This is a genomic window from Streptomyces poriticola (assembly GCF_036689765.1).
Taxonomy (GTDB): Bacteria; Actinomycetota; Actinomycetes; order Streptomycetales; family Streptomycetaceae; genus Streptomyces; species Streptomyces poriticola.
Window position 1 is genome coordinate 74,786 of the sequence record NZ_JBAGKH010000028.1, and the last position, 17,578, is coordinate 92,363.

The following is a 17,578-nucleotide window of genomic DNA, read 5'->3' on the forward strand; positions in this document are numbered from 1 at the left end:
TGGGCCCACACATATGCAACTTACTCATCGTTTACTCGGTTCCCGATTCAGGCCAGGAACGAGGCAGGATTGTGACCATGTCCAACACCCCCATGGCAGCAAACCCGCTCACCCGCGCCGTGCTGGAGATCGACGAGTACGTCTCCGGCCTCGGCTGGGACCAGCCTGCACGCCTCTTCGCCCTCGTCGACACCGCCCGCCTGCGGACCGAGCAGCCCTCGCTCGCCGACCGGCTCGGGCTGGAGGACGCTTCCGAGTCCTCCGGCCTCACTCCGATCGAACAGGACGAGATTCCAACGGACCGGCCGCTGGACGAGTTCCTGGGCACGATCGCCTGGCCCGACGCGGTGGCCGGTTGCGCCCTCAGCGTAGAACGTCTGATGCTGCCGCCGTCCGCCGAGGCCCAGGTCCCGGAAGGGCTCGACGAGACGAAGCTGGCCGCGTGGGTCGCGGAGCACCCGGAGCGGCAGGAGGTGCGGATGACCGTCGCGGTACTGCGGGACGGGACCAGCGACTCGGCGCTGCGCCTGCGCGAGAAGGACTCCCCTGTGGAGGTGCTCACCGGTTCCGCCCTGGTACCGGGGCTGGCGGAGGCGCTGTCGTCGACGTTCGAGGACTAGGGTCGGTCCGGCGTCTTCGGGGCATCACCGGCCGCGCGGCGGTGCCGGGTGACCCGGCCGGCGGCTCTGCCGGGCGACTGAGGCGCGGCGGCGCGGCGTGGGTGCTCTAGCCCGCGCTGCACTTCGGCAGGTCCGCTGTGTCGCCGGAGCGGATGTCCGTCAGGGCGCCGAGGGCGTCGTCCATGGTGTCCACCTTCACGAGGGTGAGACCGTCGGGGACGTCCTGGGCGGCGGCCGCGCAGTTGTCGGCCGGGGTCAGGAAGTACTGGGCGCCCTTGTCGCGGGCGCCGACGGTCTTCATCTCGATGCCGCCGATCGGGCCGACCTTGCCGTCGTCGTCGATGGTGCCGGTCCCCGCGACGAACGCACCGCCGGTGAGGCTGCCCGGCGTGAGCTTGTCGTAGATGCCCAGAGCGAACATCAGTCCGGCGCTCGGGCCGCCGACGTCGGCGAGCCGGATGTCGACGGTGAACGGGAACGTGTGGTCGATCCCGGCGGAGATCCCGACGATGGCTCGCTTCTCACCGGCGTCGTCGGAGGTCGTGGTGGTGATGGTGACGTCCTCGGTCGTGGTCGCCGTGCGTTTCTCCTTCTCCGCGGCGGCCTGCTCCTTCGCGGGCACGACCGTGAAGACGACGTCCTCGCCGGGCTGGTGCTCGGTCACCAGCTCCGCCACGTCGGCGGGCTCCTCGACCGGTGTGCCGTCGACCGCCTTGATCACGTCGCCCGCGTGCAGCCTGCCCTGCGACGGAGAGCCTTTGACCACGGTGGAGACGACCACCCAGGACTGCACCGGGATGTCCAGTTCCTTCAGGGCGGCGACCTTGGCGCTCTCCTGGGACTGGCTGAACTCCTCGGCGTTCTCCTGGGTGGACTCCTCCTCGGTCTTGCCGTTCGGATACAGGGTGTCGTGCGGCACGACCTTGTTGTCGTGGGCGAGCCAGCCGTAGACGGCCTCGACGAGGTTCATCCGGTAGTCGGCGCTGGTGACCCGGACGGTGGTCATGTTCAGATGACCGCTCGTCTCGTACGTCTTGCGATCGGAGATCTGCAGCACCGGCTCGCCGTCGTGGTCACCGAGGGTGTTCACCGTCGGCCCCGGGGTCATCTCCGAGTACGGCACGGGGATGAACACTCCCGCGCACAGGAGCGCGATCAGCATCAGGGTGGAGGCGAGCATCGTCGCGGTGCGGCGTGGCATGCCTCGACAGTACGGGACGCTCCTGTCGGAGCACTGTCAGGGCGGTCACGCGTCAGGCGCCGCCACGGGGCTTCTCCATCGCCTCCCGGAACCGGGCGTACCCGTCGAGCTCGGGGCCGTCGCCCCGCACCTTGCGTGTCCGGTTGGCCCAACTGCCCCACAGACTCGCGCCGACAGCAGCCACAAGCGGAATCAGCAACCAAGCGAGCGCCGCCATGCCGACCTCCCAACCCCTAGAGCGTCCGCGACTGACTGATCAGCAGATTAACCATCCGCAGTGACAACGCTCCGGGGAGGGGTGCGGTTACGCAACCGGAGACCGGGGCCCGTTCAGCACGCCCCGACCCATTCCTCCGTGCCGTCGGAGAACTTCTGGTGCTTCCAGATCGGCGCCTCGTGCTTGAGATCGTCGACCAGCTTCCGGCAGGCGTCGAAGGCCTCGCCCCGGTGCGGGCAGGCCACGGCGGCCACGACCGCGAGGTCCCCGACGCCGAGGTCGCCGACCCGGTGGACGACGGCCAGGGCTCGGACCGGGTACTGGGCCGCGACCTTCTCGGCGATCCGCCGCATCTCGGCCTCGGCACTGGGGTGGCACGAGTATCCGAGCTCGTCGACGTCGGCGCCCCCGTCGTGGTTGCGCACGGTACCGGCGAACAGGGAGATCCCGCCCGCCGCGGCGTCCCCGACGGCCCGGAGGACCTCGTCCACGGACAGCGGTGTCTCCCGGATCCCGATCAGCTTGATCGGCTCCTGCGCGGCCTGCTCACCGGGGTGGTCGTTGATGGTTGCCATAGGTCCATCGTGCCCCACGGCACGGACGGCGGTGAATGGCATCATCGCCCGGCACGCACGCGTGCCGGTTCGGAGGCTCCTACAGACGGTGACCGCGCGTCCCGGCCGGACGGGCACGTACCGGCACCCGCCCGGCCCGGGACTGCAGAGCGCGCGGGCGCCGGACGGCGCTCAGATCCGCCGCCTGGCCTTCCGGGCCCGGCGCACCACCGCGGCGGCGCCCAGCAGAGCCACCGTCGCGCCCGCCGCACCGGCCGCGGTGGCGTCCTTGCGGCCGAGCCGCCGCCCGGCGACCGTGTGCCGTCCGGAGACCTCCTCGAGGAGCTCGGCGAGCACCTCCTCGTTGGTGTACGCGGGCCGCCACCCCGCGTCGTGCAGCCGGCTGCCGCTGACCACCCAGGGGTACATCGTGTACGCCAGGTCCCCGGCCGGGGACGGGGTCAGCCCGATCCGGTGCAGCCGGGCCGCGGCCCCCAGGGCGACCGCCGAGGGCAGCTCCATCCGCCGGATGCCGGTGAGCTCCTCGACCTCCTCCTGCTCCAGCCAGCCGTCGCAGCCGACGGCCAGCTCCCCTTCGACCTTCTCGAGCACGGCGTACTCCATCGCGCTGCACAGGTCCTCGACGTGGCAGAACTGCCACGCGGGCCGCGACCCGGCGACCACCAGCAGCCGGGGTGACTCGAAGTACCTGGTCAGCGCGGTGTCCGTGCCGCCGACCAGCACCGCCGGGCGGACGACGGTCACGTTGAGGCCCGGGTGGGCGCGCGGCGCCCTGCGGGCGAGGCGCTCGACCTCCAGCAGGTCGCCGACCCCGGTGGCCTCCGCCGTGGCGCGCAGCTCGGCGTCCTCCGACAGCGGCAGCTCGTTGTCCGGCAGCGCCCCGTAGACCATCGAGGAGGTGCACAGCACGACCCGGTGGACGCCGGCGGCCGCGGCGGCGGTCAGCACGGTCTGCGTGCCCCGGACGTTGTAGGCCGTCCGGGCGGCGGCGTCGGTCTCCAGGTCCAGGTCGAGTGCAAGGTGCACCACGACGTCGGCGCCGCGCAGCTTCTCGGCGATCGCCGGGTCCCGTACGTCCAGGATGTGCCACTGCGCATCCGCGCACTCACCGCGCCGTTCGTCGATCGCGACGACCTGCTTGACCTCGTCGGACGCCGCGAGCCGCGCGGTGAGCAGCGCTCCGACGCCGGTCGCGGCACCGGTGACCGCGACGACGGGTCCGCGCGGCGCGGGGCCGGCGGAACTGGTTGACTGGTTTCGCGCTGCGCGAACCTGCGGATCTGGGGAACTCACCGGGCGTCTCCAGCGGTTGTCTTCAGTACGGGCGCGAGCGACGCGTACGTACCAGGTGGCATCCATCCTGCCGCAGGCCGTGAGTCGGCGAAGCACCGAGGCCCGAACCGCCCAATGGTGTCTACGCTGGGTGGTGATGTCGGGCAGCCGTGCCGCCGGAAGGAACCGGCGGCCCTACCAGCCGAGGAACCCCGTGAGTGACACCCCATTCGGATTCGGCCTTCCGCCGGAGGAGCCGGACGACGGCGACGAGGGCAAGAAGAAGGACCAGCAGAGCGGCGGTGGTCAGGGACCTGCCAACCCGTTCGGATTCGGCATGCCCGGAGCCGGAGGCCCTGGTGGCCCCGGTGCGGACAATCCGTTCGCCGCCATGTTCGGCTCGCTGAACCCCACCGACCTGGGCGCCGCGTTCCAGCAGCTCGGCCAGATGCTCTCCTACGAGGGCGGCCCGGTGAACTGGGACATGGCCAAGCAGATCGCCCGCCAGACCGTCGCCCAGGGCGCTCCGGACGGCTCGAAGGACGCCAGCGTCGGCCCGGCCCAGCGCGGCGCCGTCGAGGAGGCCGTCCGCCTTGCCGACCTGTGGCTCGACGACGCGACCGCACTGCCCTCCGGCGCGGGCACCGCGGTGGCCTGGAGCCGTGCCGAGTGGGTCGAGGCGACCCTGCCCGCCTGGCAGGAGCTGGTCGACCCGGTGGCCGAGCGCGTCGGCACCGCCATGGGCGATGTGCTGCCGGAGGAGATGCAGGCCATGGCCGGCCCGCTGATCGGCATGATGCGCTCCATGGGCGGCGCCATGTTCGGCACCCAGATCGGCCAGGCCGTCGGCGTGCTCGCCGGCGAGGTGGTCGGCTCCTCCGACATCGGCCTGCCCCTGGGCCCGGCCGGCAAGGCCGCCCTGCTGCCGGTCAATGTCGAGTCGTTCGGCAAGGACCTGGGCGTCCCGCAGGAGGAGGTGCGGCTCTATCTCGCCCTGCGCGAGGCCGCCCACCAGCGCCTGTTCGCGCATGTGCCGTGGCTGCGCTCCCATCTCTTCGGCGCGGTCGACGGCTACGCGCGCGGTATCAAGGTCGACACCGCCAAGCTGGAGGACGTGGTCGGCCAGTTCGACCCGCAGAACCCGGAGCAGCTGCAGGACGCACTCCAGCAGGGCATGTTCCAGCCGGAGGACACCCCGGAGCAGAAGGTCGCCCTGGCCCGTCTGGAGACGGCTCTGGCCCTGGTCGAGGGCTGGGTCGACGCGGTGGTGCACGCCGCCGCCAAGCCGCGGCTGTCGTCCGCCGACGCGCTGCGCGAGACCCTGCGCCGCCGCCGTGCCTCCGGCGGCCCCGCCGAACAGACCTTCGCCACCCTGATCGGCCTGGAGCTGCGCCCGCGCCGGCTGCGCGACGCCTCCCGGCTGTGGGCGTCCCTGACGGACGCGCGCGGGGTCGACGGCCGGGACGCCCTGTGGTCCCACCCGGACATGCTGCCGAACGCCACCGACCTGGACGACCCGGACGGTTTCGTGCACCGCGAGCACATGGACTTCTCCGAGCTGGACAAGATGCTCGGCGAGGCCGCCGGCAACCGGGAACCGAAGAATCCGGACGGGGACGAGCCGGGCGAGCAGAAACCGGATCTCAGGAAGGACGAGGGCGGGACCGGAGGCGACGACGCCGAGTGAGTCTCCATGACGACGCGGTCCTCGTGCTCAAGGGCTACGAGGGCCAGGACGGGCTGCGGCAGGTCTATCTGGACCATCTCGCGGCCCGCCCGGACGGCCTGTGGAAGTCCTGCGGCGACGGCCACATCACGGCGAGCGCCCTGGTGGTCGACCCGCCCCGCGGCCGGGTCCTGCTGACCCTGCACAAGAAGATGCGCATGTGGCTGCAGATGGGCGGCCACTGCGAGCCCGCCGACGCGACACTGGCCGCCGCGGCCCTCCGCGAGGGCACCGAGGAGTCCGGCATCCCCCAGCTCGCCCTGCTGCCCGGCGGCCCGGTGCGGCTGGACCGGCACCGCACTCCGTGTGCCTGGCATCTGGACATCCAGTACGCAGCGGTGGCCCCGCCGGGGGCGGTGGAAGCGATCAGCGACGAGTCCCTCGACCTGCGCTGGTTCGGCTACGACGAGGTCGGGCAGGTGGCCGACGAGTCGGTCCTGCAACTGCTGGAAGCGACGCGCGCAAGGCTGTGAACCCAGCGCGGGTAAGGGGCGGCCACCCTGGTGGCCGCCCCTTACGTCTGCTCTCCGGACGGTCCGTTTCTGCTTTCCGGACGGTCAGCTCCAGACGTTGCCCTGGTTCTGCCCGCGCGCTCCCTGCTGGCCCATGCCGTACTGCGCGGCGAGGCCCTGCCCGATCACGGCGTTCTGCGGCGGCAGCAGCTCGCTGGGCTGGACGAGAGCGTGGCCGCTGCCCATGAAGCTGAGCTCCCAGCCCTCGCCGGTGCTGCCGCGCCGCCGCCACACGCCCGAGGAGTGCGTCTGGGCCTGCATCTGCACCCGCAGTCCGGTGGACCAGGCGACGATCGCATCGGCGTCGCAGTTGACGTACTTGTCGGGCGTCACCTGCATCAGCAGCGGCATGCCCGAGGTCATCAGGGCGACCTTGCCGCGGCCGGTGATGTTGAGCTGGTACTTCCCGGAGCCGGAGATGCCGTACAGGCTGTCGACCGCGATGACCTCGTGGTGCAGGGCGGAGTCCATCGCGAGCACGTAGCTGCTGTCGACGGTGAGGCCGTCCTGGTCCACGTCCATGATGTGGACGTGCTGCTTGAGGTTGGCGAGGTAGACGGTGCCCTGTCCGTGGCAGCGCATCAGGTCCAGGCCCTCGCCGGTGTGCGCACGCGCGCGCGCCTGGCTGCTGCTCTGGAACTCGGCGTCGAACTCGACGAGCCCCTGGTAGGCCACCATGGTGCCCTTGCGGGCGATGAGATCGTCGTGCCCGTCGAGGGCGACGCGCAGCATCTGCTTGTTCTGCAGACTCCAGCGTTCCTGGGTCTGCTGGTCGTTGTAGGCGAAAAGCGGGCTCTGCATGGTGTCTCTGCTCCCCCTCAGCCCCGGCCCCGGAGCCGGTCGGTGCTGTCCTCGCTGGGCTGGACGACGACGATGCCCTGACCGGAGAAGGCCATCTGATAGGCCTCGCCGCTGCCGCGGCCGATCAGCGACTGCGCCTTGAAGCTGCGCTTGCCCTTCACCTTCAGGTTCGGGGACCAGGCGACGAGCGCGTCCGGGTCGACATAGGTCTCGTCCTCGCCGCCGCCGCAGTCGACGACGATCGGCTTGCCTCGGGACGTCAGCGCGACCCAGCCCTGCCCGGAGATCCGGGTGTTCCACAGGCCCTGCCCGGCGAACTTGGCCAGGCCCTTGACCCGCTCCACACCCCACGACAGGTGGGCGTCGAAGGCGAGCAGGTTGGTGGCGTTGACGGAGATCCCGTCGCCGTTGAGGTTGATCACGACGACGTTGGCGCCGTAGTCGGCGAGGTAGAGCAGTCCGTCCCCGGAGCACTTCATCAGCGGCGCGCCCTCACCGGTCATCCAGTCCTTGGCGATCTGGCGCACGGCGGGCGGGTTGGGCTCGTACTGGACGAAGCCCTCGTAGGCGACCATCGAGCCCACGCGCGCGAAGAGGTCGTTCCCGGTCTGCATGGCGACCTTCAGCATGTGGTTGCCGTGGTTCTCCATGCGGGCGGCCACGGGTGCGGGGGCGTAGCCCGCCGGCGGCTGGTTCATGTCGGGCTCTCCCTCAGATCTCGTACGGCTGGACGACGATGAAGTTGCCGGGCGCTCCCCGGAACTGCAGGTTGACGCTCTCGCCGGTGTCGCCGGCGTAGGAGTTCCGCCGCATCCGCACCTGGCTGGAGACGACCACCTGGGACGCCGCGGACCAGGCCACGACCGCGTTGCAGTCCGCGAACGTGGTGGGCGTGACCGGCAGCACCACGGGCGTGCCGTGCGTCTTGACGACGATCGTGCCGGTGCCCTGGAACTGCATCGTGAACAGCGCGCCGCCGGGGATGCCGTGCCCCTCGATTCGGCGGACCTCGTAGGTGAGGCTCTCGTCGAAGGCGAGGACGTTCTCCGCGGAGACGCACACGGCGTCGCCCTGGAGCTCGATGGGGTGCAGCATCGTGGAATCCTCGGCGAGGAACACCTGGCCCTTGCCGGTGCAGCGCATCAGCTGCATCTCCTGGCCGGTGGCGTTGCCCACGACCCGGCCGGAGAATCCGGCGCCCTTGTAGCCGAAGTCGACCTTGCCCTGGTAGAGCACCATGCTGCCCTGCCGGGCCAGCACGGGCTGGTCGCCGATGCCGAGGTCGACGCGGACGAGTTTGCGGTTCTGCTGGGTCCAGCGCTGCCCGGTGGGCGTCTCGCGGTACTGCTCCAGCGCGGCGGCGACTCCGGGGCCCTGCGGGGCTCCCTGAAGCATGCCCTGGGGGGCGCCGTGGGGGGCGGCCTGCGGAGGCATGCCCTGGGGGACGGCCTGCGGGGCGCCGTAGGGGGCTGCCTGCCCGCCCGCCGGCTGGCCGTAGCCCGGAGGCGGGGTCGGCTGACCGTAGCCGGGCGGCGGGGTCGGCGCCTGCGGCGCGTGGGGGGCCTGAGGTGCCTGGGGTGCATGCGGTGCCTGGGGCGGGACGGCGTAGCCGGGTGGCAGGGGGGCGCTCTGGCCGGGGACCTGGCCGTGCGCCGGCTGCTGGTTGGGCTGGCCCGGCCGGCCGTGCGGCGCCGGGGCGGGCGGGGGCACCGGGGGGCCACCGGGCGGGGTGTTCATGGGCGCGACGATGGTCGGCGCCGCGTGCACCTGGGGATCGGGCACCGGGGGTGGGGGCGGGGTGGCTCCGGCCGGAGGCGCGAATCCCTGCGCGGCGGGCGCGGGCGGTGGCGCGGGCGCGGCGTGCGCAGGCTCCTGCGCGGCGGGCGCGCCGAACGCCGGGGGCGCGGCGGACTGTGCGGGCGGGGCGAAGCCGGGCGCTGCGGCCTGCGGCTGCTGCGGTGCGGACGGCTCCTCCTCGGCCACCTCGCCGCCGAAGTTCTTCAGCAGCGCGTCGAGACCGCCGTCGAAACCCTGTCCCACGGCGGCGAACCGCCACACGTCCTTCAGATAGAAGTCACCCAGCATCACGGCGCGCTCGGTGGAGAACTCCGTCCCGGTGAAGGGGTACCGGGCCACCTCCTCGCCGCCTGCGACGATGCGGATGTATCCGGCGGCGACCTGCGACATCTGACCGGCGCCGTCGATCGTCGCCGTGAAGGAGAGCTTCTGGATCTGCGGCGGGATCCGGTCGAGAGTGACCCGGAAGGACTCCGTGTCGCCGGCCTGGGCGCCCAGGAGCTGAACGGCCTCCTCGGGGGACTTCGGCTGGTTGTAGAAGACGAAGTACCGGTCGTCCGAGAGCCGTTCGTCGGCGTCCAGACCGAAGCAGCTGATGTCGAAGGTCAGCCCCGGGCCGGCGATCTGCACGCCTACGTACAGATCGGTGCCCGCGGTGAGGTCACTGATCCTGGCCTTGTGGCCGCGTTGGAATTCCCTGGCCATGCGTACGACCGTCCCCCATCCCGAATGCGAGTGCGTCGCGCCAGGCTAGCGGCAAACGCGGAGACCGGACCAAGCCGGTACAGACCCGGTACAGAACCCGCGTCCGGCTGTGGCGAACGCGCTCACACGGGTCGTTTCCGGCGCTGTCACGAGGGGGCGGCGGCAGCGGCGGAGGCGGTCCGGCCCCTGCCGCGGGGGCGGGTTCCGGCGCGGTCGCCCTACTCCCCGCGCGCGCCGGGAACGTACGGCAGCCGATCGGCGGCGACGACGCCCTCCAGGTAGCCGCGGGCCCGCTCGGTCCGTGGATAGGACTCCAGCAGCCGCCAGAAGCGGGGCCCGTGGCCGGGCACGAGCAGGTGGGCGAGCTCGTGCAGAAGGACGTAGTCGACGACGTACTCGGGCATGCCCTGCAGACGGTGCGAGAGCCGGATGCTGCCCTCCGCCGGGGTGCACGAGCCCCAGCGCGTGTTCTGGTTGGTGACCCAGCGTACCGAGCTGGGCCGGGCACGCCCGTCGAAGTACTGTGCGGACAGCCGCTCGGCACGCTCCGCCAGCTCCGTGTCGCCGAGAACGCGTCTGCTCTCCTGGGCGGCGAGCTTGTCGAGCATGACGTTCACCCAGCGCTGCTCCTCCGCCTCGGACATCCGGGCGGGGATCAGCACGACGGTGCGATCGCCCTCGCGGTACGCGGAGACCGTTCTACGGCGACGGGTGCTCCTGCGGACCTCGATCGCGCTCCCGGGCGAGCCGCTCGGAGGCGGGCTCGCCGGTTTGCGCGAGGGCGTTCCGGCACGGTGCAGTGGGTCGGCGGACACGCCCCGACGTTACCCGCTGCACACGGGGAAGTCCCGGCTCCGGGACGGTTCGGTGCCGCGACCCCACCAAGCGTCCGATTTGTCGGACTATTACCCTCGGCCGATACGCCGGCGGCCTTGCTCCTGCGGGTCCAGCCGGACGCCCGAACCAGACCATCAATTAGTACGACGAACAACCCCGGCCTGTGGACAACTCTCGGCGCCCCGGCGCCCGACCGGGCATGCTGTCTTCTGCCGGGCGCGGACCGACCGCCGTGCCCGGCACAGGGGGTCCCGGTTCCTCGGGGCGTCCCGCACGAGTTCCGGACCTCCGGGGGGCCTGTCATGCATCCGATGGTGAAGCCCGCGCTGCGGCGCGGCTGGCGCGATCTTCACACCGTGCAGTTCGGGATGACCCCGGCGCACGCGCTGACCCTGGGTCCGGTGGACCTGACGACCGGCAGCTTCCTCGAGCTGCTCAACGGCACGCGCGGGACGGCCCTGCTCCGTGAGGAGGCTCGCCGCATGGATCTGCCGGACGGCCACGCCGACCGGCTGGTCGCGCGGCTGACCGGGGCCGGGCTCCTGGACGACCCGCACGGCGGCGGTCCCGAAGCCGACGCCCTCCGCGTCCGGCCGGAGGCACTGGACCGGCTCCGGCCGGATCTGGCCTCGCTGTCGTTGACCACCACCGGTCCGGGGGACCCGATGCGGCTGTTGGCCGCCCGCCGCGCCCTGCGTGTGCAGGTGCGGGGTGCGGGCAGGGTCGGCGCGGTCCTCGCCTCGCTGCTGTCGGGTGCGGGGATCGGAGAGGTCGACGTGCGCGACGGCGGGTGCGTCGAACCCTGGGACGTGGCACCGGGCGGGCTGACCGCCGAGGCCGTCGGCGACCGCAGGGACACGGCGGCCCGCCGCGCGGTGCGCGCGGCCGCCCCGGACCGTGCACGGCGCCGCGGTCCCGCCTCGCCGCCGGAGGAGGACGGCGGGCCGGGCTTCTCCCTGGTCGTCCTCGCCTCGCGGGACGACGTCGCCGTCCATGCCCCCACCCCCTCCGCCGCCGACTCCCTGATCGCCGCCGGCACACCGCATCTGTACGCGGGTGTCGTGGAGGGGACCGGCGTGGTGGGCCCGCTGGTCCTGCCCGGGGAGACGGGCTGCGCGGGCTGTCTGCACCAGTACCGCACCGACCGGGACCCGGTCTGGCCCCGTCTGGTGGCCCAGTGGAGCTCCGGCGCCCGTCAGCGGGTTCGGCCCTGTGACCTGACGCTGGCCATGACGGTCGCCGGGCTCGCCGCCGCGCACGCGCTCACCTTCCTGGACGGACAGCTGCCCTCCAGCGCCGGGGCTCGCTGGGAGACCTCGCTGCCCCGGCTGGACTGGCAGGAGCGGCCGGTCCCCGCCCACCCCGCGTGCGCGTGCGCGGCCGCGGCGAAGGGTAAGCAGGAACACACCTCCGAGGACGGGGAGCGGCGCGAGACAATGGCGGAGCAACGGCCGTCGGCAGGAGTACGCCGTAGGGAATCGCCACGGGTACGCCGTGGAACAGGGGCGGCACGGCCGGACGGGACTTGGAGGGCGCATGTCTGATCTTCCCCGGAAGGCGGTCACCCGGACCGCCAAGCTCGCCGCGCTCCCGCTCGGCTTCGCCGGGCGGGCGACCTGGGGACTGGGCAAGCGGATCGTCGGCGAGTCGGCTGACCTCGTCGGCCAGCAGCTGCAGCAGCGCACCGCCGAGCAGCTCTTCAAGGTGCTCGGGGAGCTCAAGGGCGGCGCGATGAAGTTCGGGCAGGCGCTGTCCGTCTTCGAATCGGCGCTGCCCGAGGAGATCGCCGGCCCCTACCGGGCTGCGCTGACCAGGCTCCAGGAGGCGGCCCCGCCGATGCCGACCCGCACGGTGCACGCCGTGCTCGCGGAGCGACTCGGCGAGGACTGGCACGAGCTGTTCCTGGAGTTCGAGGACAAGCCCGCCGCCGCGGCCTCGATCGGCCAGGTGCACCGGGGTGTGTGGCAGGACGGTCGCGAGGTCGCGGTCAAGGTGCAGTACCCGGGCGCCGGCGAGGCCCTGGTGTCCGACCTGAACCAACTCGGGCGCTTCGCCCGTCTGTTGGGCCCGCTGATCCCGGGCCTGGACATCAAGCCGCTGATCGCGGAGCTGAAGGACCGGGTTTCCGAGGAGCTGGACTACGGCCTGGAGGCGCAGGCCCAGCGGGAGCACGCCGCGGAGTTCGCGGACGACCCGGACCTCGTCGTACCCGATGTGGTCCACCAGTGCGAGCAGGTCCTGATCACCGAGTGGATCGACGGCGTCCCGCTGTCCGAGATCATCGCGGACGGCACCCGGGAGCAGCGCGACCGGGCCGGCCAGCTGCTCGCCCACTTCCTCTTCGCCGGCCCCGCCCGCACCGGCCTTCTGCACGCCGACCCGCACCCCGGCAATTTCCGGCTGCTGCCCGGCGGCCCGGGCGGCGAGGACGACTGGCGGCTGGGAGTGCTGGACTTCGGCACGGTCGACCGGCTCCCGGACGGCCTGCCGCTGCCCATCGGCGAATCCCTGCGGATGGCCCTGGACGGCGAGGCCGAGGCGGTCCACGAGATGCTCTGCGCCGAGGGTTTCGTCAAGGCCTCGATAGAGCTGGACCCCGACGCCGTTCTCGACTACCTCCTGCCGATCATCGAACCCGCGGGGGTCGGTGAGTTCACCTTCACCCGCGGCTGGATGCGCAACCAGGCGGCGCGGATCGGCGACATCCGCTCCCCCGCCTATCAGCTGGGCAAGCAGCTCAATCTGCCGCCGGCGTATCTGCTCATCCATCGGGTGACACTGAGCACGATCGGTGTGCTGTGCCAGCTGGGGGCCACGGTGCGCCTGCGCGAGGAGCTGCAGGAGTGGCTGCCGGGGTTCGAGCCCGCCGCGGAGGAGGAACGGGCCGCCGAGGCGTAGTCCGGCGTGCCCCGCTCCCCGGGGGCATGCCGCGGCCTACCACCAGGCGGAGTCGAGCCGTCCCTCGATCGCCCGGAGGTGCTCCCGGGAGCACGCCTCGCAGAAGTAGCGGCGGCTCCCGTTCTCCACGGAGCAGGTCCAGGTGGGCGGAAGGCCCTCGGCGGTGGTACCGCATCGGGCACACACCCGGGAGGCCCTCCCGTCTCTGCCGCCGTCGCGGTCTCCGGGGCCGCGGCCGCAGCCGCCATCATGTTCGCCGGGGTGACTCGTCACCCGGTGACGATAGCGCCGGGACCGGGCAGGAGAGCGGAACGCACCGCGGGGGCCGGTCCGCTCGGACGGACCGGCCCCCGGGAGGAGAGCTTCGCCTCACCTGCCGGGGAGGCCACCGCTTCGGGTGGGACGGCTGTGGCAGGGCCTACTGCATGACCGCCATGGCCAGCGCACGGCGGGCCCGCCGCGAGGCGCGCTCGGCCCGGCGCTGCATCCGGCGGGCGGACACCAGGCGCGCGGCCCGGCGTTCCCGCTCGGCCTCGTGCAGTCGATCGTGCATATGCGCACGAGCGAGGGCTTCTGGGATGAGTTGCATTTCTCGGGTCCTGTTCTGACGCGACTCGTTCGCGCCGTGCGTGGTGAAGTCTTCGGTTGCGGAGCCGGCGGGCTCGGGGGTGGACGGCTTCATCGGGGCCTGCTTCGTGGGGTCGTGCGTGAGAGGACGGTCGATCGTTCCCGCGGTGTTCATGCCGTGACCGGGTTCTTGCGCGGGCGGCCACGGGGCCGCTTCCGGGCGACCACGACACCCTGGACGAACAGCTCGCCACCCCAGACACCCCAGGGCTCACGCCGCTCCTTGGCGCCGGCGAGGCAGGCCTCGATGAGCGGGCAGGTGCGGCAGAGGGACTTGGCGTACTCGACGTCCGCCGGGGACTCCGCGAAGAAGACCTCCGGGTCGTTGGAACGGCACGGGACGGCCACGCCGAGGTTCTCGATGGCGTCGTCGAGCGCGGTGAGCGCGGTCAGGGGGGTCAAGGAGTCCTCCGTGGGGACGGGCTTGGGGATCGTGTCGGAAGGCGGTACGGACGGGGCGTGCGCTTCGAGTTGCACGGTTCGTCTTCCTCGTCTGGTCGTTCCGGCCGGTTGGCCGGGGGGCGGCTGGTACCGGGTTCTTTCTTGTCCCGAGGCCCCTTCGATCCGTCGCCCCGTTCGGGGCAAACAGAAGGGCCGCGGATCCCGGATGGGGTTCCGCGGCCCTGAAGGCGCCGGCCTGATCGGCGATCAGGCTGGATCACTCCAGGGTTCTGGCCCACGGAAGGCCCACATCAGGTGGTGCTGCGTCGTCTGCTTCCGGAATCCGGCACCGGTCGCCGCAAAGGCATAGGCCTGCGCCTGTGCCGCTACTGCTGCCGCTTCCCGTGCCTTGGTCGGTCGCTCATTGCGCTCGCGGACAGGAAGGCCCGCGGGGGCAATGGAGGACGCCGGACGCAGGGCACGAAGGCCGGACAGACCGGTGCCCGCGTTGGAGCCGCCGAGCATGCACAGGGAGACGATCGAGCGATCGGTCATTTTCACGATGGAGCTGGTGATGATGCTGGTCACTGGACTCGCCTCCTCTCGGCGTCTCGGGGGACCGGGGTGAACCGGTCCTCGGATATGCAAGTACAACACGGATTCAGGGCCTCCGGGAAGGCCGCTGTCCCCGTGCCCAAGAACCTATGGGGATTCCTGGGGCATGCGCAAACTATTTTCTCGACGACTTCGTATCAGTCGCCCTCGTCAACTCCCGCAACCCGTCTGCCTGCACAGATGGCCAGGACGTCCGCTCCGTAGCGGTTGAGCTTGCGCACCCCGACCCCCGGGATGCGGGCCAGCTCGTGGTCGTCCTCGGGGACGGACTCGGCGATCGCCATCAGCGTCTTGTCGGTGAAGACGCAGAAGGCCGGCTGGCCGCTGCGCCGAGCCTGGCCCTCGCGCCACTCGCGCAGCCGCCCGTAGACGCCCTCGTCCATGTCCGACGGGCATTCCTCGCAGCGCATCAGCTTCAGCTCGCCGGCGTCGGTGAGCGTGCGTCCGCAGACCCGGCAGCGGGCGGGGGTGCGCTGTCTGCGCCGCGGGACGGCTCCCGCCCCGACGGGGCCGCCACCGGCCGCGCGGGCGAAGCCTCGCTCCACGGCCGGAGCCCCGCCCGCGGCCGGACGGCCCGCCCGTGCTCCCGAGCCGGGGCGCAGACCGTCGAGGAAGCGGCTGGGCCGACGACCCGGCCGACTGCCGGGCGAGCGGGCGAGCGCCCAGGACAGATGGAGCCGCTCGCGGGCCCGGGTGACTCCGACGTAGAGGAGGCGGCGCTCCTCCTCGATCTGCTCGTCGGTCTTTGCGTAGGCGATCGGCATCATGCCCTCGGTGACTCCGGCCAGGAACACCACGTCCCACTCCAGGCCCTTGGCCGAGTGCAGGGAGGCGAGGGTGACCCCCTGCACGGTCGGCGCGTGCTGGGCTCCGGCCCGCTCGTCGAGCTCGGCGACGAGGTCACTCAGTGTGGCGCCGGCGCGGGCCGCGGTGAAGTCCTGCGCCAGGCTCACCAAGGCGGCCAGCGACTCCCAGCGCTCCCGGACGGCGCCGGAGCCGGCCGGGGGATGCGGTGTCCAGCCCTCCCCGGACAGGACGGCTCGTACCTGGGACGGCAGGTCGACGGCGTCGTCGAGGAGCGAGTCGTTGCCGCCGAAGCGGGCCGCTCCGCGCAGGGCGACATGGGCTTTGCGCACTTCGGGGCGGTCGAAGAAACGCTCGGCCCCCCGGAGCTGATAGGGCACCCCCGCGTCGGCGAGGGCCTGCTCGTAGGTCTCGGACTGGGCGTTGGTGCGGAACAGGACCGCGATCTCCGCGGCCGGGACACCGGAGTCGATGAGCCCACGGATGCGCTGGGCGGCCCCCTCGGCCTCGGCGGGCTCGTCCGGGTACTCGGTGTAGTCGGGCTGGGGGCCGGGCGGGCGCTGGGAGATCAGCTCCAGGCGGTGGTCGGCGGCGCGGCCGCGGGCCTGGGCGAGCAGGCCGTTGGCGAGGTGCACGACCTGGGGGGTGGAGCGGTAGTCGCGGACCAGCTTGACGACGGTGGCCCCGGGATGGCGGGTACGGAAGTCGAGCAGATGGTCAGGGGTTGCTCCTGTGAACGAATAGATCGTCTGGCTGGCGTCGCCGACCACGCAGAGGTCGTCGCGGTCGCCGAGCCAGAGCTCCAGCAGCCGCTGCTGGAGGGGGCTGACGTCCTGGTACTCGTCGACCACGAAGTGCTGGTACTGGGCGCGGACCTGCTCGGCGACGTCCCGCCGGTCCTGGAGGATGCCGACGGTCAGCAGCAGGACATCCTCGAAGTCGATGACGCCACGACCACGCTTGAGGTCCTCGTAGGCGGAGTAGAGCTGGGCGATCTCGGCGGCGCCGCGGGGTGCCTCGCGCCCGGCCCCGGCCGCGGCCACGGCGTAGTCGGCGGGCACGGTCTGGGTGACCTTGGCCCACTCGATCTCGGCGGTGACGTCGCGCAGCTCGCCCCGGTCGAGGCGGATACGGCAGGCGGCGGCCGCGTCGGCGACAAGCTGGATCTTGCGGTCGACGAGCCGGGGCATGGCGCCGCCGACCGCCTTCGGCCAGAAGTACTGCAGCTGGCGGAGCGCCGCCGAGTGGAAGGTACGGGCCTGGACGCCGGCCGCGCCGAGCTGACGGAGCCGGCCGCGCATCTCGCCGGCGGCGCGGTTGGTGAAGGTGACGGCGAGCACGCTGGACGGATGGAGGATTCCGGCCCGCACCCCGTAGGCGATGCGGTGGGTGATCGCGCGGGTCTTGCCGGTGCCGGCACCTGCCAGCACGCACACCGGACCGCGCAGGGCCGTGGCGACCTCGCGCTGCTCGGGGTCGAGCCCGCCGAGCACCGCGTCGGCCGTGTCCGGTGCCTGCGGGAAGAGGGTGGAGTGCGTTGCTGCTGTCACACGGCCATGCTGCCAGGTCGCCGGAGACGGGTGTGCCGGTTGTCCACAGGCGGGCCCAGATAGTCGTACGAATGCGGTGGGGCCGCTTGCGGGAATGGCGAGCCGGTCCCGTACGTTCCCCGTCTGCGACCACGCAACCCCCAGCCCCGCCGAAGGAGCGCCAGAGACATGTTGGGCACTGTGACGATGTACAGCACCACGTGGTGCGGCTACTGCCGCCGGCTCAAGAGCCAGATGGACCGCGAGGGCATCGCGTACACCGAGATCAACATCGAGCAGGACCCGGCGTCCGCGGCGTTCGTCGAGAAGGCTAACGGCGGAAACCAGACGGTCCCGACCGTGCTCTTCGCCGACGGCTCGACGCTCACGAACCCGTCCCTGGCGCAGGTGAAGCAGAAGATCGGCGCGTAGCGGTTGGCCGAGGACCGAGGGGTGGTGTT

At 72.1% G+C, this 17,578-nt stretch carries 19 protein-coding genes; 6 read left to right on the top strand and 13 right to left on the bottom strand.

The window, feature by feature from the left end; translation table 11 throughout:
- Window positions 1-77 precede the first annotated feature (77 nt).
- Window positions 78-620: a PPA1309 family protein gene (locus V5O46_RS26105; RefSeq protein WP_332887145.1), complete on the top strand. Its 543-nt coding sequence runs from the start codon at window positions 78-80 to the stop codon at window positions 618-620.
- 106 nt (window positions 621-726) lie between these two features.
- Here the strand turns inward: V5O46_RS26105 and V5O46_RS26110 are convergent, their stop codons facing one another.
- The 4 genes from V5O46_RS26110 to V5O46_RS26125 all read right to left on the bottom strand — a co-directional run bounded on the left by V5O46_RS26110 (window position 727) and on the right by V5O46_RS26125 (window position 3,906).
- Complete coding sequence (locus V5O46_RS26110; protein ID WP_332887146.1) at window positions 727-1,821, bottom strand: YlbL family protein; 1,095 nt, start codon at window positions 1,819-1,821, stop codon at window positions 727-729.
- A 52-nt stretch (window positions 1,822-1,873) separates the two neighbouring features.
- A complete protein-coding gene (locus V5O46_RS26115) occupies window positions 1,874-2,005 on the bottom strand; it encodes a hypothetical protein (protein WP_332887168.1) in 132 nt (43 codons plus the stop codon).
- 146 nt (window positions 2,006-2,151) lie between these two features.
- A complete protein-coding gene (locus V5O46_RS26120) occupies window positions 2,152-2,613 on the bottom strand; it encodes a molybdenum cofactor biosynthesis protein MoaE (RefSeq protein WP_332887147.1) in 462 nt (153 codons plus the stop codon).
- 171 nt (window positions 2,614-2,784) lie between these two features.
- On the bottom strand, window positions 2,785-3,906 hold the full coding sequence (locus tag V5O46_RS26125) for an SDR family oxidoreductase (protein WP_332887148.1): 1,122 nt from the start codon (window positions 3,904-3,906) through the stop codon (window positions 2,785-2,787).
- A 193-nt stretch (window positions 3,907-4,099) separates the two neighbouring features.
- Here V5O46_RS26125 and V5O46_RS26130 point away from each other — a divergent pair, with 193 nt between their 5' ends.
- Both V5O46_RS26130 and V5O46_RS26135 read left to right on the top strand, forming a co-directional pair.
- On the top strand, window positions 4,100-5,572 hold the full coding sequence (locus tag V5O46_RS26130) for a zinc-dependent metalloprotease (RefSeq protein ID WP_332887149.1): 1,473 nt from the start codon (window positions 4,100-4,102) through the stop codon (window positions 5,570-5,572).
- Entirely contained in the window at window positions 5,569-6,084 is a 516-nt protein-coding gene (locus tag V5O46_RS26135) for an NUDIX hydrolase (protein WP_332887150.1), read from the top strand. Before V5O46_RS26130 ends, V5O46_RS26135 begins: the two co-directional genes overlap by 4 nt.
- Window positions 6,085-6,168: 84 nt before the next feature.
- Here the strand turns inward: V5O46_RS26135 and V5O46_RS26140 are convergent, their stop codons facing one another.
- From V5O46_RS26140 to V5O46_RS26155, 4 genes are all read right to left on the bottom strand, one after another.
- Entirely contained in the window at window positions 6,169-6,924 is a 756-nt protein-coding gene (locus V5O46_RS26140; RefSeq protein WP_332887151.1) for an AIM24 family protein, read from the bottom strand.
- Between the two features lie 17 nt (window positions 6,925-6,941).
- Window positions 6,942-7,622 (bottom strand): AIM24 family protein, encoded by a 681-nt coding sequence (locus V5O46_RS26145; RefSeq protein WP_332887152.1) that lies wholly within the window; start codon window positions 7,620-7,622, stop codon window positions 6,942-6,944.
- A gap of 13 nt (window positions 7,623-7,635) precedes the next feature.
- Window positions 7,636-9,426, bottom strand: coding sequence for a TerD family protein (locus V5O46_RS26150; RefSeq protein ID WP_332887153.1), 1,791 nt, complete (start codon window positions 9,424-9,426; stop codon window positions 7,636-7,638).
- A gap of 218 nt (window positions 9,427-9,644) precedes the next feature.
- Window positions 9,645-10,241 carry a M48 metallopeptidase family protein gene (locus tag V5O46_RS26155; protein WP_332887154.1) on the bottom strand — a complete coding sequence of 199 codons (597 nt, stop codon included), beginning with the start codon at window positions 10,239-10,241 and terminating at the stop codon, window positions 9,645-9,647.
- 324 nt (window positions 10,242-10,565) lie between these two features.
- Here V5O46_RS26155 and V5O46_RS26160 point away from each other — a divergent pair, with 324 nt between their 5' ends.
- Both V5O46_RS26160 and V5O46_RS26165 read left to right on the top strand, forming a co-directional pair.
- Window positions 10,566-11,807: a TOMM precursor leader peptide-binding protein gene (locus V5O46_RS26160; protein ID WP_332887155.1), complete on the top strand. Its 1,242-nt coding sequence runs from the start codon at window positions 10,566-10,568 to the stop codon at window positions 11,805-11,807.
- Window positions 11,800-13,161, top strand: coding sequence for an ABC1 kinase family protein (locus V5O46_RS26165; RefSeq protein WP_332887156.1), 1,362 nt, complete (start codon window positions 11,800-11,802; stop codon window positions 13,159-13,161). The genes V5O46_RS26160 and V5O46_RS26165 overlap by 8 nt, the downstream gene beginning before the upstream one ends.
- A gap of 36 nt (window positions 13,162-13,197) precedes the next feature.
- Here the strand turns inward: V5O46_RS26165 and V5O46_RS32005 are convergent, their stop codons facing one another.
- The 5 genes from V5O46_RS32005 to V5O46_RS26185 all read right to left on the bottom strand — a co-directional run bounded on the left by V5O46_RS32005 (window position 13,198) and on the right by V5O46_RS26185 (window position 17,138).
- Window positions 13,198-13,434 (bottom strand): hypothetical protein, encoded by a 237-nt coding sequence (locus tag V5O46_RS32005; RefSeq protein ID WP_408649062.1) that lies wholly within the window; start codon window positions 13,432-13,434, stop codon window positions 13,198-13,200.
- Between the two features lie 145 nt (window positions 13,435-13,579).
- Window positions 13,580-13,903 carry a hypothetical protein gene (locus V5O46_RS26170; RefSeq protein ID WP_332887157.1) on the bottom strand — a complete coding sequence of 108 codons (324 nt, stop codon included), beginning with the start codon at window positions 13,901-13,903 and terminating at the stop codon, window positions 13,580-13,582.
- Window positions 13,900-14,265 carry a WhiB family transcriptional regulator gene (locus V5O46_RS26175; RefSeq protein WP_332887158.1) on the bottom strand — a complete coding sequence of 122 codons (366 nt, stop codon included), beginning with the start codon at window positions 14,263-14,265 and terminating at the stop codon, window positions 13,900-13,902. The genes V5O46_RS26170 and V5O46_RS26175 overlap by 4 nt, the downstream gene beginning before the upstream one ends.
- A gap of 171 nt (window positions 14,266-14,436) precedes the next feature.
- The gene (locus tag V5O46_RS26180) at window positions 14,437-14,724 is read right to left on the bottom strand and encodes a hypothetical protein (protein ID WP_332887167.1); all 288 of its coding nucleotides are present in this window, start codon (window positions 14,722-14,724) and stop codon (window positions 14,437-14,439) included.
- A 197-nt stretch (window positions 14,725-14,921) separates the two neighbouring features.
- Window positions 14,922-17,138, bottom strand: coding sequence for an ATP-dependent DNA helicase UvrD2 (locus tag V5O46_RS26185; RefSeq protein WP_332887159.1), 2,217 nt, complete (start codon window positions 17,136-17,138; stop codon window positions 14,922-14,924).
- Between the two features lie 168 nt (window positions 17,139-17,306).
- Here V5O46_RS26185 and V5O46_RS26190 point away from each other — a divergent pair, with 168 nt between their 5' ends.
- Window positions 17,307-17,549 (top strand): mycoredoxin, encoded by a 243-nt coding sequence (locus tag V5O46_RS26190; RefSeq protein ID WP_332887160.1) that lies wholly within the window; start codon window positions 17,307-17,309, stop codon window positions 17,547-17,549.
- The last annotated feature ends 29 nt before the right edge of the window (window positions 17,550-17,578 follow it).